The organism is Pseudomonas sp. LBUM1659, from assembly GCF_059716045.1.
This window is the reverse complement of sequence record NZ_CP166797.1, coordinates 5614129-5628867: the sequence shown is the minus strand read 5'-3', so window position 1 is coordinate 5628867 and position 14739 is coordinate 5614129. Positions and strand designations below refer to the sequence as shown.

Annotated in this window: 16 protein-coding genes; 10 read left to right on the top strand and 6 right to left on the bottom strand. The window is 60.1% G+C overall.

Annotated elements, in window-relative coordinates; all coding sequences use genetic code 11:
• Window positions 1-35: 35 nt before the first annotated feature.
• Window positions 36-710, bottom strand: coding sequence for a hypothetical protein (locus ACA048_RS25685; protein WP_497626820.1), 675 nt, complete (start codon window positions 708-710; stop codon window positions 36-38).
• 178 nt (window positions 711-888) lie between these two features.
• On the opposite strand from ACA048_RS25685, the gene ACA048_RS25680 reads away from it, so the two are divergent.
• The 3 genes from ACA048_RS25680 (at window position 889) to ACA048_RS25670 (ending at window position 2907) form a co-directional block, all read left to right on the top strand.
• Window positions 889-1653: a DUF2076 domain-containing protein gene (locus ACA048_RS25680; RefSeq protein WP_497626819.1), complete on the top strand. Its 765-nt coding sequence runs from the start codon at window positions 889-891 to the stop codon at window positions 1651-1653.
• Between the two features lie 140 nt (window positions 1654-1793).
• Window positions 1794-2273, top strand: coding sequence for a LabA-like NYN domain-containing protein (locus tag ACA048_RS25675; protein ID WP_007946629.1), 480 nt, complete (start codon window positions 1794-1796; stop codon window positions 2271-2273).
• Window positions 2274-2295: 22 nt separating this feature from the next.
• Entirely contained in the window at window positions 2296-2907 is a 612-nt protein-coding gene (locus ACA048_RS25670; protein WP_497626818.1) for a 3'-5' exonuclease, read from the top strand.
• Window positions 2908-3004: 97 nt separating this feature from the next.
• Here ACA048_RS25670 and ACA048_RS25665 read toward each other — a convergent pair whose 3' ends face one another.
• On the bottom strand, window positions 3005-3463 hold the full coding sequence (locus tag ACA048_RS25665; protein ID WP_497626817.1) for an Lrp/AsnC family transcriptional regulator: 459 nt from the start codon (window positions 3461-3463) through the stop codon (window positions 3005-3007).
• Window positions 3464-3626: 163 nt separating this feature from the next.
• Between ACA048_RS25665 and yedA the strand changes: the two genes are divergently transcribed.
• Window positions 3627-4553, top strand: coding sequence for a drug/metabolite exporter YedA (gene yedA / locus ACA048_RS25660; protein WP_497626816.1), 927 nt, complete (start codon window positions 3627-3629; stop codon window positions 4551-4553).
• A gap of 78 nt (window positions 4554-4631) precedes the next feature.
• A complete protein-coding gene (rhlE1, locus tag ACA048_RS25655; RefSeq protein ID WP_497626815.1) occupies window positions 4632-5966 on the top strand; it encodes an RNA helicase RhlE1 in 1335 nt (444 codons plus the stop codon).
• Between the two features lie 123 nt (window positions 5967-6089).
• Here rhlE1 and ACA048_RS25650 read toward each other — a convergent pair whose 3' ends face one another.
• Entirely contained in the window at window positions 6090-7331 is a 1242-nt protein-coding gene (locus tag ACA048_RS25650; protein WP_497626814.1) for a TIGR03862 family flavoprotein, read from the bottom strand.
• 217 nt (window positions 7332-7548) lie between these two features.
• Window positions 7549-8469 carry a histone deacetylase family protein gene (locus tag ACA048_RS25645; RefSeq protein ID WP_497626813.1) on the bottom strand — a complete coding sequence of 307 codons (921 nt, stop codon included), beginning with the start codon at window positions 8467-8469 and terminating at the stop codon, window positions 7549-7551.
• Window positions 8470-8543: 74 nt separating this feature from the next.
• Here ACA048_RS25645 and ACA048_RS25640 point away from each other — a divergent pair, with 74 nt between their 5' ends.
• The 3 genes from ACA048_RS25640 (at window position 8544) to ACA048_RS25630 (ending at window position 10682) form a co-directional block, all read left to right on the top strand.
• Window positions 8544-9113, top strand: coding sequence for a GNAT family N-acetyltransferase (locus ACA048_RS25640; protein ID WP_497626812.1), 570 nt, complete (start codon window positions 8544-8546; stop codon window positions 9111-9113).
• A 109-nt stretch (window positions 9114-9222) separates the two neighbouring features.
• Window positions 9223-10092, top strand: coding sequence for an acyl-CoA thioesterase II (gene tesB / locus ACA048_RS25635; protein WP_497626811.1), 870 nt, complete (start codon window positions 9223-9225; stop codon window positions 10090-10092).
• Window positions 10089-10682 carry an HAD family hydrolase gene (locus ACA048_RS25630; RefSeq protein WP_497626810.1) on the top strand — a complete coding sequence of 198 codons (594 nt, stop codon included), beginning with the start codon at window positions 10089-10091 and terminating at the stop codon, window positions 10680-10682. The genes tesB and ACA048_RS25630 overlap by 4 nt, the downstream gene beginning before the upstream one ends.
• Before the next feature lie 114 nt (window positions 10683-10796).
• On the opposite strand, the gene ACA048_RS25625 is transcribed toward ACA048_RS25630, so the two are convergent.
• Together ACA048_RS25625 and ypfJ are read right to left on the bottom strand one after the other, a co-directional pair.
• Window positions 10797-11756, bottom strand: a complete 960-nt coding sequence (locus tag ACA048_RS25625) for an alpha/beta fold hydrolase (protein ID WP_497626809.1) — start codon at window positions 11754-11756, stop codon at window positions 10797-10799.
• On the bottom strand, window positions 11757-12650 hold the full coding sequence (gene ypfJ, locus ACA048_RS25620; protein ID WP_497626808.1) for a KPN_02809 family neutral zinc metallopeptidase: 894 nt from the start codon (window positions 12648-12650) through the stop codon (window positions 11757-11759).
• Window positions 12651-12929: 279 nt separating this feature from the next.
• Here ypfJ and ACA048_RS25615 point away from each other — a divergent pair, with 279 nt between their 5' ends.
• Together ACA048_RS25615 and ACA048_RS25610 are read left to right on the top strand one after the other, a co-directional pair.
• Window positions 12930-13706 carry an IclR family transcriptional regulator gene (locus tag ACA048_RS25615; RefSeq protein WP_497626807.1) on the top strand — a complete coding sequence of 259 codons (777 nt, stop codon included), beginning with the start codon at window positions 12930-12932 and terminating at the stop codon, window positions 13704-13706.
• Window positions 13707-13846: 140 nt separating this feature from the next.
• A complete protein-coding gene (locus tag ACA048_RS25610; protein ID WP_497626806.1) occupies window positions 13847-14725 on the top strand; it encodes a DMT family transporter in 879 nt (292 codons plus the stop codon).
• The last annotated feature ends 14 nt before the right edge of the window (window positions 14726-14739 follow it).

The window sequence follows — 14739 nt, the reverse complement described above, 5'->3', positions numbered from 1 at the left end:
CTGAGCATAACCGAGCGCCGCGCCGAAGCCCACGGTCAGAGCGGCCTATCAATCCTCTCGGGTTCCTCGCTGATCAGCATGAACAAGCGGAACAACACCACGCTGGTGAACAGTTGCAGGAAGCTGTGAGCACTGTCGATCACCAGGCTGATCACCGGGTTCTGTGGCTCCGGATACACAGCGAAGGTTGCGCCCTTGAGCAACCACAACGGGCCCATCACACACAAGATGCACACCAGAATGCGCATGAAGTGTCCGCGGGTCAGGCGCAGGCTTTCCTTCATCGCCGCCAGCGGAGCCAGGCCTCGTAGCACCAGCAGGTATTCGCCGAACGCCAGGGTCACCATCAGATAGATACCGGGCAGGAAGTACAGCGACAGGCCGAGCAGGATCAGCAGGGTATTGAGCGCTGTCAGCAAGGCGAAGCGCGGCCACAGGTAAGCGGCCCTCGACAGCAAAGCGCGATTGCCCGGCGATTCGCCACGGCTGCGGGCGTCGAGAAACAGGATCAGGGCGGCGGTGTACAGCGGATAAACCAGCAAGCCGACGATCACACTGACGCCGGGAAAACTGTCCGGCTCGGTGGAGTGGTCCACCACTCGTTGCAGGAGCGACTCGAAGATCACCAGCGGCAGGCACAGCTGCACGATCTGGCCCAAATTGCGCTTGAAGAAATACAGGGAGTCACGCAGTACATCGAACGGATTCATCAGTCGGTATCGCTGGTTGGAAGCGGTGGCCCACTTTAACCGATGAACCCCTTTGAGGCGCAAACGTAAACGTAAGGTAAAGGTCGTTGAAACAACTTGTTTCAGCCTCCATTAAGGTGGAGCACCTTATCCTCATCGGAAAAGGACAACGATTTTCCCGGCAATCTACGAGGTCGCCATGAACAGCGAAGAACAAACCCTGATCGATGGACTGTTTTCCCGGCTGCAACAGGCCGAAACGGATTCAGCCTCGCGCGACGCCCAAGCCGAGGCGCGGATCAAGGAACACCTGACTCGCCAGCCTGTGGCCGGCTATTTCATGACCCAGGCGATCCTGGTTCAAGAAGCCACCCTCAAGAGCCTCGACGAACAGAACAAACAACTGATCCAGCAGGTGCAGCAATTGCAAGCTGAATTGCAATCGGCCAAGGCTCAGACAGCAGCGCCGGCCTCGAGCGGTGGTGGCTTTTTGTCGAGCATCTTCGGTGGCAGTGCCCGCGATCCGCAGCCAGCACCGAGCCAGAGCGCAGCGCCGTCCACGGGCGGCTGGCGCGAACCGGCACGGCCATCGTTCAATTCGCAATCGCCACAGCAAAACTTCGGCGCAGCACCGCCTCAGCACAATTACGCCCCACAACAGCAAGCTCCGGCGGCTGGCAGCAGTTTTCTCGGTGGTGCGCTGAAGACCGCGGCCGGCGTGGCGGGTGGCGTGATGCTGGCACAAGGCATCAGCAGCCTGTTCCATCAAAACCAGCAGCCGGAAGTGGTTGAAGTGATCAAGGAAGAGCCGGCTCAGGTCAGCGATCAGAACGATAGCGGCAATGGCTGGGGCGACGACCAGCGCATGGCTGATAACTCCAGCGATCAAGGCGGTTTTGCCGACACTGATTACAGCAATGACGACTCGTCGTTCTTCGGCAGCGACGACGATTCCTTCGTCTGACACCTGTGGCGAGGGAGCGAGCTCCCTCGCCACATAGCCGATTATTCGCGGAACAATCCTTCGGGCTGGCATACTGGGCAACTTTTCGGGCCTGGTGCCTGATCTCGTCTGCGCGCCTGTGCGCCAAGAGGAAGTCCGCGGTGAAAAAAATCGCAGTGTTCGCCGATGTTCAAAACCTCTATTACACCGTGCGTCAGGCCTATGGTTGCCACTTCAACTACGCCGCGTTGTGGGCTGACATCAGCAAACAGGGCGAGATCGTCGAGGCCTATGCCTACGCGATCGATCGTGGCGACAGCAAACAGCAGCAGTTTCAGCAGATCCTGCGCAACCTCGGCTTCACCGTGAAGCTCAAGCCTTACATCCAGCGCAGCGACGGTTCGGCCAAGGGCGACTGGGACGTGGGCATCACCCTCGACATCATGGACGCCGCCGATCATGTTGACGAAGTGGTGCTGGCCTCTGGCGACGGTGATTTCGACATGCTGCTGGAACGCATCATCAGCAAGCACGGGGTGCAAGCGGTGGCCTACGGCGTGCCGGGCCTGACCGCCAATTCGCTGATCCGCGCCGCCAGCCGTTATGTGCCCATCGAAGGCGCGTTGCTGCTCAAGAATTGATTTTTACGGAGTTGAAACAGGTTTGGAACGCATAGCAGTCATCGACTTTGAAACCACCGGGATCTCCCCGAGCAGCAGCTGCCGGGCCACGGAAATTGCAGTGGTGATTCTTGAACAGGGGCGCATCGTCGAGCGTTACCAAAGCCTGATGAATGCCGGCGTGCGCGTACCGGCCTTCATCGAGCAACTGACCGGCATCAGCAACGCCATGCTGCGCACTGCGCCGTCGGCGGAGCAGGTGATGAACGAGGTCAACGAGTTTGTCGGCATCACGCCGCTGCTGGCGCACAACGCGGCCTTCGACCAGAAGTTCTGGGACTTTGAGCTGGGGCGGATCAAGCGAACGCGTTTGCAGAACTTTGCCTGCTCGCTGCTATTGGCCCGGCGGTTGATGCCAGCTGCGCCGAACCACAAACTCGGCACCCTCACCACCTTCGCCAACCTGCCCAATACCGGCAAGGCGCACCGGGCCATGGCTGATGCCGAGATGGCTGCCAACCTGACGGCGCATCTGGCTGAAGAGTTGCGGCGCAAGCATGGGTTGCGAGAGTTGTCCCATGATCTGCTGGTCAGCTTGCAGAAAGTGCCGGCGGCGAAGATCAACGAGCACCTCAAGCGCCATCGCGGTTTCTAAGTACGCTGCAAATCCCTTGTAGGAGCTGAGCTTGCTCGCGATGACGGTTTAACAGTCAACATTGATGGTGACTGACATGCCGCCATCGCGAGCAAGCTCAGCTCCTACAGCCATTCCCTTCCAACTGCCCCAACGGCACGCGCTTTTCTATCGCGCTCGAAAGCACAATCGATGTCTTGCTGAACCCGAATTTGGCAATCCGATTAATCAACTCCTCCAGCTCCGGCATCGAACCCACCGCCGCTTGCATGATCACGCACGGATCGCCGGTCACCCGGTGGCACTCGGTCAATTGCGGGATTTTGATCAAGTCGTCGTAGGCCTTCTGATTGCCGTGCTGGTTCAGGCGCAGTTCAATCACGCACTGGATTGGCAAGCCGAGCTTGGCCATGTCGACTTTCGCCTGGTAACCGGTAATCACGCCGCTGGCTTCAAGCTTGGCCACGCGCTCCGCTACGGCCGGGGCGGACAGGTTGACCTTGCGCGCGAGGTCGGCGTAGGACGCACGACCGTTTTCCAACAGAGCGCTGAGGAGCATGCGGTCGTATTTATCCATCGGCGTATTCCTTGAAAATGACTGACTTTCGAAAGCACGGTTTATAGCGCTGATCTCCGTTCTTTGAAAAGTGTACCGGCGCTATAAACAGGTTTTGTAACTTATTTTTAGCGCTTGGCCTTTCTAGAATAGCTGTTCACATTGTTCTGTCATCGAGCTGCCCATGACTGGCTTACGTCGTTTTCCTTTACCGTTGATCGCTGCCTTTTTCGCGTTGTACGTGATCTGGGGCTCGACTTATCTGGTGATCCGCATCGGCGTGGAATACTGGCCGCCGTTGCTGCTCGCCGGGATCCGTTTTGTGCTCGCCGGGACCTTGATGTACGCCTTCCTGCGCTGGCGCGGGGCGCCGGCACCGACCTGGGCGCAGTGGAAAGCGGCCGGCATGATCGGGATTTTGTTGCTCGCGTGCGGTAACGGCGGCGTCAGTGTGGCCGAGCACATGGGTGTGGCCTCCGGTGTGGCGGCATTGGCGGTGGCAACGGTGCCGTTGTTTACCTTGTTGTGCGGCTATTTCTGGGGCGCGCGTAATACCCGTCTCGAATGGGCCGGGATTGCGCTCGGGTTGATCGGCATTGCCATGTTGAATCTCGGTTCGAACCTGCAATCGAGCCCGCAGGGGGCGCTGTTGCTGGTGTTCGCGGCGGCTTCCTGGGCGTTCGGCTCGGTCTGGAGCAAACACTTGCCGTTGCCAGCGGGTGCGATGGCCAGTGCTGTGGAAATGCTGGTCGGCGGCGTGGCGCTGCTGATCGGCAGTGCGCTGAGCGGCGAGCATCTGCAAGCCATGCCACCGATCGAAGGCTGGGCGGCCCTGGCGTATCTGACGTTCTTTGGCTCGATCATCGCGTTCAACGCGTATATGTATCTGTTGAATAACGTGCGTCCAGCGGCGGCGACCAGTTATGCCTACGTCAACCCGGCCGTGGCGGTGTTGTTGGGCATCGTGTTTGTCGGCGAGACCATCGGAATCGAAGAAGGGTTGGCGATGTTGGTGATCATCAGCGCTGTGGTGTTGATCGGATTGCCCCAGTGGCGCCGGGCGCCTGTGCAGCCGGCTGTAGTCGCGCCGACAGAATCCCGTGTGAATTAGGGTAAACTGCGCGCCATTGCATGTTGTTTTGCACACTTGTTTTGAAAAACCCGCGCTGAATTTTCCTACGGTAATCCCATGACTTTCGCCACCCTTGGCCTGATCGAACCCTTGCTGCGCTCTCTCGAGACGCTCGGCTACCAGACCCCGACGCCGGTTCAGGCGCAAGCCATTCCGGCGGTGCTGGCCGGTCGCGACCTGATGGCCGCGGCCCAGACCGGCACTGGCAAGACCGCCGGTTTCGCGCTGCCGCTCCTGCAATTGCTGGCTATGGAAGGGCCGAAAGTCACCGCCAACTCCGTGCGCGCGCTGATTCTGGTGCCGACCCGCGAGCTGGCCGAACAGGTTCACGAAGCCGTGCGTCAGTACGCCGAGAACCTGCCGTTGAGCACTTATGCGGTGTATGGCGGCGTCAGCATCAACCCGCAAATGATGAAACTGCGCAAAGGCGTCGACCTGCTGGTGGCCACGCCGGGTCGTTTGCTCGATCTGTTCCGCCAGAACGCGCTCAAGTTCAATCAGCTGCAAACCCTGGTGCTGGACGAAGCCGATCGCATGCTCGATCTGGGCTTTTCCGAGGAACTGGGCAACATTTACAAGGCGCTGCCGAAGAAACGTCAGACGCTGTTGTTCTCGGCGACATTCTCCGATGCGATCCGCACCCTGGCCGGGCAAATGCTCAACGATCCGCTGAGCATCGAAGTCAGCCCGCGTAACGTGGCGGCCAACACGGTTAAACAGTGGGTGGTGACGGTCGACAAGAAGCGCAAGCCCGAGCTGTTCGTTCACTTGCTGCGCAAAGGCAAGTGGAAGCAGGTGCTGGTGTTCGCCAAGACCCGCAACGGTGTCGACGCGCTGGTGGAAAAACTCCAGGGCCTGGGCATCAATGCCGACGGCATCCACGGCGACAAACCGCAGGCCACGCGTCAGCGCGCGCTGGACCGTTTCAAGGCCAGTGAAGTGCAGATCCTGGTGGCTACTGACGTCGCGGCCCGTGGTTTGGATATCGAAGATTTGCCGTTGGTGGTCAACTTCGACCTGCCGATCGTGGCCGAGGATTACATCCACCGCATCGGGCGTACCGGCCGTGCGGGTAACACCGGGCAGGCGATTTCGCTGGTGTGCGCCGATGAAGTGAATCTGCTGTCGGCCATCGAGACGTTGACTCGTCAGACATTGCCTCGGCAGATGGAGCATGACTTCGAGCCTGAACACCGCGTACCGGATACCGATGCCAGCGGTCAGGTGGTGAAGAAGCCGAAAAAGCCGAAGAAACCGAAGACCTCCGGTGGCGGCAAGCGCAACCTGGGCAAATGGGTTGAGAGCGGGGATGCTTCGGCGCCGGAGCCTTCGATCAAACCCGTGCGCAAAGTGCCGGTGTTCAACACCGGGCCGCGTAAAAAGAAGCCTTGAATACACGGGCGTCTGTTAGGCCGCTTTCGCGAGCAAGCCCGCTCCCACACTGATCGCATTCTTTCTGAAAGAACTCGGTCAAATGTGGGAGCGGGCTTGCTCGCGAAGGGCGCGCCTCGGTCTTCAGCTCTGGCGCTTCAACCACTCCACCATCCCCAACCCTGCCGCACGCCCACTGGCGAAACACGCGGTCAGCAGATAGCCGCCCGTCGGCGCTTCCCAATCCAGCATTTCCCCCGCACAGAACACGCCAGGCAATGGCTTGAGCATCAAGCGTTCATCCATCGACTCGAACATCACGCCGCCGGCGCTGCTGATGGCCTCGTCCAGTGGGCGGGTTTTTACCAGCGTCAGGGGCAACGCCTTGATCGCTTTGGCCAGCAGCGCTGGATCAGCGAAACATTCGGCCGGCGTGAGTTCGCGCAACAACGCCGCTTTCACACCGTCAATCCCAAGCTGGCTGTGCAGGTGTTTGGACATGGAGCGCGACCCACGCGGTTTGCTCAGCGCAACCTGAATTTTATCCACAGGCCGGCCCGGCAGCAGGTCGAGGTGAATGGTCGCCGAGCCGTGCCGGTTGATGGCTTCGCGGATCGGCGCCGAGAGGGCGTAAATCAAACTGCCTTCAATCCCGGTCGCAGTGATCACGCACTCGCCCAAGCGCGGCACGTCGTCATTGAGGCCGATGGCGATGTTTTTCAGCGGCGCACCGGCGAATTTACTGACCATCAAATCGCTCCAGGCCTGCACCTCGAAGCCGCAGTTGCTCGGTTGCATCGGGGTCAGTCCTACGCCGCGTTGTTCCAGCGGCAGCATCCACGCGCCGTCCGAACCGAGGCGCGACCAACTGCCGCCGCCGAGGGCCAGCAGGGTGGCGTCAGCCTTGACGGTTTTTTCGCCCTCGGGGCTGTCGATTCGCAAACCACCGCTGTCATCCCAACCGAGCCAGCGGTGGCGGGTGTGGATAACTACGCTGGCATCGCGCAACCGTTTGAGCCAGGCGCGCAGCAGGGGCGCGGCTTTCATGTCGGTCGGAAACACCCGGCCGGAGCTGCCGACGAAGGTTTCGATGCCCAGGTCATGAATCCATTGGCACAGCGCGTCGGCGCCAAAGGAGCGCAGCAGCGGCGCAATCTGTGGCGCGCGTTCGGCGTAGCGCGAGAGAAACGCCGGGTAGGCTTCGGAATGGGTAATGTTCATGCCGCCGACCCCGGCCAGCAGGAATTTGCGTCCCACCGAAGGCATGCCGTCGTACAGATCGACCTTGATCCCGGCCTGACTCAACACTTCAGCCGCCATCAGGCCGGCAGGGCCGCCGCCGATGATGGCGACGTGAGGGGAGAGGGCGGAGGAAGATCGGGTCATGGAATGCGCTGCGGTTTGGCGGAATGAAGGCGGGCATTCTACCAGCACCAATCCCTGTGGGAGCGGGCTTGTTCCCACAGGAGTTCGATGTTGCTTTGATGGGCTGGTTAAAAAACAACACACAGCTGTGTAGCCTATACGCCGCAAGGGCTGTAGGCCCTTCCACTCAGGTTATCCACAGGCAGTTCCACAGGCATTGTGGGTAAACCCCCACGTTTCAATGACAACCTGATGACTGCCACACCCGTTGCGCACTGTGATGCAAAATCCCATGCCGGCGCGCCAACGCCTTGCGGTCCTTGCTGTAGCCGCCGCCAATCACCCCCACCACCGGAATATCCCGGCCCAGACAATGACGCATCACGCTTTCATCCCGCGCCGCCACGCCTTCGTCCGTCAGCTTCAAATAACCCAGGGCGTCGTCCTTGTGCACATCGACGCCGGCGTCATACAACACCAGATCCGGTTGATAGAGCGGTAGCAAATAGTTGAGCGCATCGTCGACCACTTTCAGGTAGTCGGCATCGCCCATGCCCTTGGGCAACGGGATGTCCCAGTCACTTTCGGCTTTGCGTGCAGGAAAATTCTTTTCGCAGTGCAGGGAAACCGTCACCGCGTCCGGGGTGTTGTGCAGGATTCGTGCAGTCCCGTCGCCCTGATGCACGTCGCAATCGAATATCAGCACCCGATTCACCCGGCCACTTTCCAGCAGATAATGGCTGATCACTGCCAGGTCATTGAAAATGCAGAAGCCGGCCGGGTAATCGTAATGCGCGTGATGGGTGCCGCCGGCCAAGTGACAGGCCAGCCCGTGCTCCAGCGCCTGTTCCGCCGCCAGCAACGAACCGCCGACCGCGCGCACTGTGCGCCGGGCCAGGGCTTCGCTCCAGGGCAGGCCGAGGCGCCGTTGGTCTTCGCGGGACAACTCGCCACTCATGTAACGTTCGATATAGGCAGCGTCATGGGCGAGAGCGAGAATCTCCGGGGGGCAGAGTTCGGGGCGCAGCAGGTCGGCGTCCCGGGTGAGGCCGCTGTCCACCAGGTGATCGCGCAGCAGGCGAAACTTGTCCATGGGGAAGCGGTGATCCACCGGGAACTCGGGGCTGTAGTCTTCGTGATAAATCAGCGGCAGCGGCATGATGATTTCATGTAGGAATGAGAGAAGGATCCTACCAGCGATGTAGACTTGCGGCATGGAAACGGGGGAACGCAATGGAGCCAATACTGCAACTCGAAAGTGCGCGACTGCTGTTGCGGCAGTGGCGCGATGAGGATTTGCCGGAGTTTGCGGCGATGTGTGCCGATCCGCAGGTGATGCGTTATTTTCCGGCGCCGTTGAGCCGTCTGGAAAGCGCCTCGCTGATCGGACGCATTCGCGGGCATTTTGCCGAGCACGGTTTCGGCCTGTGGGCACTGCAACGCAAGGACACCGGCCAGTTCATCGGGTTTACCGGCCTGGGTGTGGTGGGTTTCGACGCGCCCTTCACCCCCGCGACCGAAATCGGTTGGCGCCTGGCCCGCGAACATTGGGGCCTGGGGTATGCCGGTGAAGCGGCGTGGACCGCTCTGCGTTGTGGGTTTGACCGGTTGGGGCTGACAGAAGTCGTGTCCTTCACCACCCAAACCAACACGCCTTCCGAGAAAGTCATGCAGGCGATCGGCATGCACCATGATTCAGCCGATGACTTCGAGCATCCCAAGCTCGCGGCCGACCATCCCCTGCGTCACCATGTGCTGTACCGCATCACCCGTGAACAATGGCTGCAAACCTTGCATGGATAAGCCGACGCGGACGTTTACAATGGCTCCCATATTGTTGGCCCGGGCCAGAAACTGAATCGACCGTCGCAGCCAAGACTGCGCGGCAATGTTTTGCGTGAGGAGAGTCTGAATGAGCCAAGTGTTGGATGATCTGGTCGACCTGTTGACCCTGGAACCGATCGAGGAAAACCTGTTCCGTGGCCGCAGTCAGGACCTGGGTTTTCGCCAGTTGTTCGGCGGTCAGGTGCTCGGCCAGTCGCTGTCGGCGGCCAGTCAGACGGTAGAAGAAACGCGCCACGTACATTCGATGCACGGGTATTTCCTGCGTCCGGGCGATGCCGGGTTGCCAGTGGTGTATCAGGTTGACCGGGTACGCGACGGCGGCAGTTTCAGTACGCGCCGGGTGACGGCGATCCAGAAAGGCCACCCGATTTTCACTTGCAGCGCCTCGTTCCAGTACGACGAAGAAGGCTTCCAGCACCAACTCGAGATGCCGGTGGTGGTCGGCCCGGAAAACCTGCCGTCGGAACTGGAGCTGACCCAACAGCGCGCGCACCTGATCCCGGAAAAAATGCGCGAAAAGCTGCTGTGCCCGAAGCCGATCGAATTCCGCCCGGTGACTGAGAAAGACCCTTACAACCCGCAGCCGTCCGACCCGGTCAAGTACGTGTGGTTTCGTGCCGACGGTGCGTTGGCCGACTCACCGGCGCTGCACAAATACTTGCTGGCCTATGCCTCGGACTTCGGTCTGCTGGTGACCTCGATGCAGCCCCATGGCAAGTCGGTCTGGCAGAAAGACATGCAGGTTGCCAGCCTCGATCACGCGCTGTGGTTCCATCAGGATCTGCGCGCCGATGACTGGTTGCTTTATGCGATGGACAGCCCGTGGGCGGGCAACTCCCGTGGCTTCAACCGTGGCAGCGTGTTCAATCGCGCCGGGCAGCTGGTGGCTTCGGTCACGCAAGAAGGCCTGATTCGTCATCGCAAGGATTGGGCATGAGCCTGGCCGAGGTGCGTCATTGGGTCTTCGACATGGACGGCACCCTGACGGTGGCCGTGCATGACTTCGTGGCGATTCGCGTGGCGTTGGCGATCCCGGCCGAAGACGACATCCTGACGCACCTCGCGGCGCTGCCAGCCGATGAAGCGGCGGCTAAACATGCGTGGCTGCTGGAGCATGAACGTGATCTGGCGCTGAGTTCGAAACCGGCGCCGGGCGCGGTGGAACTGGTGCGTGAGTTGGCCGGGCGCGGTTATCGTCTGGGCATTCTGACGCGCAATGCCCGGGAACTGGCGCATGTGACCCTGGAGGCGATCGGCCTGGCCGACTGTTTCGCGGTGGAGGATGTGCTGGGCCGCGATGAAGCACCGCCCAAGCCGCATCCCGGTGGTTTGCTGAAACTGGCCGAGGCCTGGAAGGTGCCGGCGAGCGAGTTGGTGATAGTCGGTGATTACCGCTTTGATCTGGATTGCGGACGGGCGGCGGGAGCGCGGACGGTGTTGGTGAATTTGCCGGATAACCCGTGGCCGGAGCTGACGGATTGGCATGCAGCGGATTGCGGGGTGTTGCGGGAAATGGTGTTGGCTTGAGGGCCCCTTCGCGAGCAAGCCCTCTCCCACATTTAACCGAGTTCTACCAGAGGAATGCGGTCGAATGTGGGAGCGGGCTTGCTCGCGAAGGCGCCAGTTCGGGCACCAAAAAACTCACTGCCCGAACAACACCTTCTGCCCCTCAGGCGACGTAAACATCCCATCCCCGTTATGCCCAACCCCCGGCACTTCGACCAGCCGCTGGTTCACCCCACGCGGGTTACGACGCAGCAAATAATCAAAGTAAAAATGCCCGCGAGCCAGCCGATTGGTGCCCTGGGCTTGCGCTTCGCAACCTTTATCCAGCGCAGGATGCTGCGGGTCTGTGTCTTGCTGTCCGAGCAGATACGTCACGTCACGCTTGACGTAACTGCCTTCAATCTGTGGCGCTGTTTGCCCACTGGCATAGAGGGGTAAATCCGTCAGGCCATACTTCCAGCGGTTGAAACCGGGGCATTTCGCATGATCAAACGCCACGGGGCGCCGCTCATCGAAATACGCATACGAGGAAGGGTTGGCGACCACATAACGGACTTTCACACCGGCCGCCGTGAGCGCCGGTTGGTCGTGAGCCAGCAACGCATAACGCTGAACCACCTGGGCACCCCCGGAATGACCGGCGATGACGATTTGTTTCACATCCGGAAACTGTTGCTGGTCGCTGACTCTCGCGATGATCTGATCCAGTGCCCCATAGGAGCTCAGCGCAAACGGGGCGGTGGATAAACCGCCGGCCATCCAGTCATTGCCCTGCCAGCGCAGGACGGTGTCCGCCACTGGATGCAGGGCTACATCGGTTTCGTTGAGAAATTGTGGGGCAATCACCAGTGTGGTTTGGTTTTGTCCTGCCAGTTCCGCTGCCTGCTCGGCGCTCTGGCGGTAGGTTTCAGCGTTGCGTAAACGGCCGTGGATGATGATCAGCACCCGCTCGATTTTCGCTGGCGCGGCGCCGAGGCTCACCGCCATCTCGCCTTCTTTGAGTAACAGCCGGCCGGGGCTGAGTTCTTTGACCGCATGCTCGGCAGCTTGGGTACTTGCGCAGGTAAACAGTACAGCTGACAGCCACTTATTCATTTACAGGTTTTTCGCCGCAAAAGTATCGCACTGGCCCACCTGGCCTTGTGCAAATCCGGTTTTAAACCAGCGCACTCTTTGCGCTGACGTACCATGGGTAAACGAGTCCGGCACCACGCGACCCTGACCTTGCTGCTGCAAGCGGTCGTCGCCGATGGCGTTGGCGGCGTTCAAGGCTTCTTCGATATCGCCGGGTTCCAGCCAGTTCAGACGCTTTTGCGCATTGTTGGCCCAAACCCCGGCCAGGCAATCGGCCTGCAATTCCTGGCGCACGAGTAAACCGCCATCGCCTTCCATTTGCCGGCCTTGCGCTTGGGCGGTCTGAATTTTCGCGGAAACGCCGAGCAAGGTCTGAACGTGGTGTCCGACTTCGTGAGCGATCACATAGGCCTGCGCGAAGTCACCGGCGGCGGAAAAGCGTTGCGACATTTCCTGGAAGAACGCCATGTCCAGGTAGACCTTCTGATCGGCCGGGCAATAGAACGGACCGGTTGCCGATGTCGCCAGACCACAGGCGGAATTGACGCGATTGCTGAACAGCACCAGGGTCGGGTTCTTATACTGCCGGCCCGCCTGCTGGAAAATCTGGCCCCAAGTGTCTTCGGTGTCGCCGAGGACTGAGCGCACAAACTCGGCGCCCTCATCGTTGGCCGGCGGCGCCTTGCGCGTTTGATTGGTGGCCGGCGCAGATTGCTCGCTCATTTGGCCGGTGAGTTGTCCGAGGATCTGCATCGGATCCTGGCCGGTGATCCAGCCGATGCCGACAATCAAAATGATCGCGGTCAGGCTCAGGCCCTTGCCGCCACCGAAACGCATCCCGCCGCCGCCACCGCCGACATCATCACCACGGGCATCGACCACGTTGTCGCTGCGTCGGCCTTTTTTCCATAGCATGTGGGAATCCTCTCATTGTCCGTGGGGATGAGTGTTGCTGGTGTACGGGGGCGACGCCAGTCCGGTCGTCCGGGTTTCTGCGTGTGCCAGCATGCAATGCAGCTTTGACGGCATCGGGAACCTTGCAGACTGTAGGAACATGGATAGCCCATCGAATTCCGTCAGGCGATGGGTTTTTATCGAATGGGTGAATGCCTGTGCTTGTCGACTGTTCAGTTCCAGATTTCGCGTTATGCGGTTCATCTTCTAGAATAATGCAAATTCTGTTTGGAATCTCCCATGGCCGGCAGTCAGATCGAACGTGTTTTCAGCGTGCTGGAACGTCTTACCAGTGACCCTCGCGGCCTGCAGATGCAGACGCTGGCGGAACAGCTGGACATCCCTAAAAGCGCAACCCATCGCTTGCTCGCCGAGCTGATCCGCTTGGGTTATGTGCGACAGAATCCGGAGAACCTGCGCTATCACCTGTCGACCAAACTGGTGGCGATGGGGTTTCGTTACCTGGCGGGCAGCGGCGCCGATATCGTGCAGCCGGTGCTGGATCGCCTGGCTCAGGAGACCGGTGAACTGGTGCGCCTGGGCATCATTGAGGGCGAGCGGCAGATATGGATCGCCAAGTCTCAAGGTGCCCGGTCCGGCCTGCGATACGACCCGGACATGGGCCGCGATGCGCCGTTGTTCTATACCGCCTCGGGCCACGCGTGGCTGGCGTGCATGAGCGATGCCGAGGCGTTGTCGCTGGTAGAACGTCAGGGCGGTGAGCGACCGAAGGACCTGGGGCCGAATGCGCCGCGTTCCAACATTGAATTGCTGGAACGTCTACGTCTGGCGCGCGATCAGGGCTATGCCTGGGTTGAAGAGAGCTCGGCGGTGGGCACCTCGGCGATTGCTGCCGTGGTGAGGCACCCGAGCGAGGGGCGGGTGCTGGGGGTGCTGAGCATCGCCGGACCGAGTGCGCGAATGCCGGGCGCGCGGTTGCATGAGTTGGCACCGCTGTTGTTGACGTTTGCCCAAGAGTTGTCGGCGGCGAGCCTTGCTTCAGAGTTGTTCAGTTAATTTGGGCACACCACCTCCCAAAATTGATCTCTGTTCATCTGAAAACTGTGCGTTGTTCGAACACTTTCGGCCTATGCTTGTATAGGAATCTGGAACCAGGTTCTAAATTATTGGAATTCGCCAGGCGCAAGGGAACCCATATGACCATCAGCACCCCGCTTTCCGGCGTAAATCGCCCCTTCAAAGGGATTTTGCTGATCGTTGTTGCCACCTTCCTCTTTTCCAGTCACGACGCCCTGTCCAAATACCTCTTGGGCTTTTACCCGATGGTCATGGTCGTTTGGGCGCGTTATGTGGTTCACACCTTGTTGATGGCCGGGATTTTTCTGCCGCAATCAGGGTTGGGCGTGCTTCGTACCAAGCGACCTTTGCTGCAGGTGATGAGGGCGTTGTGTCTGCTGGGCACCAGTCTGTTTTTCACCACCGGTTTGCAATACATCCCGTTGGCCGAAGCCACGGCGGTCAACTTTCTTGCGCCGGTGCTGGTCACCGCGTTGTCGGTGCCGTTGCTGGGTGAGCACGTCACCCGTGGCCAATGGATCGCGGTGATTTGTGGCTTTATCGGCGTATTGATCATCGTCCACCCGGGCGGTGATCTGTTCACGCCTGCGGTGCTGTTGCCGTTCTGCTCGGCGCTGTTTTTCTGCTTCTATCAATTGCTCACCCGCAAGCTCAGTAACATCGACAGCCCGACCACCAGTAACTTCTTCGCCGGCCTGTGCAACACCTTGGTGATGTGTGTACTGGTGCCGTTCTTCTGGCAAATGCCAACCTTTGGGCATGGCTTGATGATGGTGGCGTTGGGTGCTTGCGGGATGACGGCTCACTTGTTTTTGACTCAGGCGTTCCGCTACGCCGCGCCTGCGCTGCTGGCGCCGTTCGGTTATTGCCAGATTGTGTTTGCCGGGTTGCTGGGCTGGCTGCTGTTTTCCCACACGCCAACCCTGACCACCGTGGTCGGGATCGCGGTGATTTGCTGCAGCGGGTTGACGGCGGCGTGGCAACAGAGTCGTCGGTAGGCGAAACAAAAAGG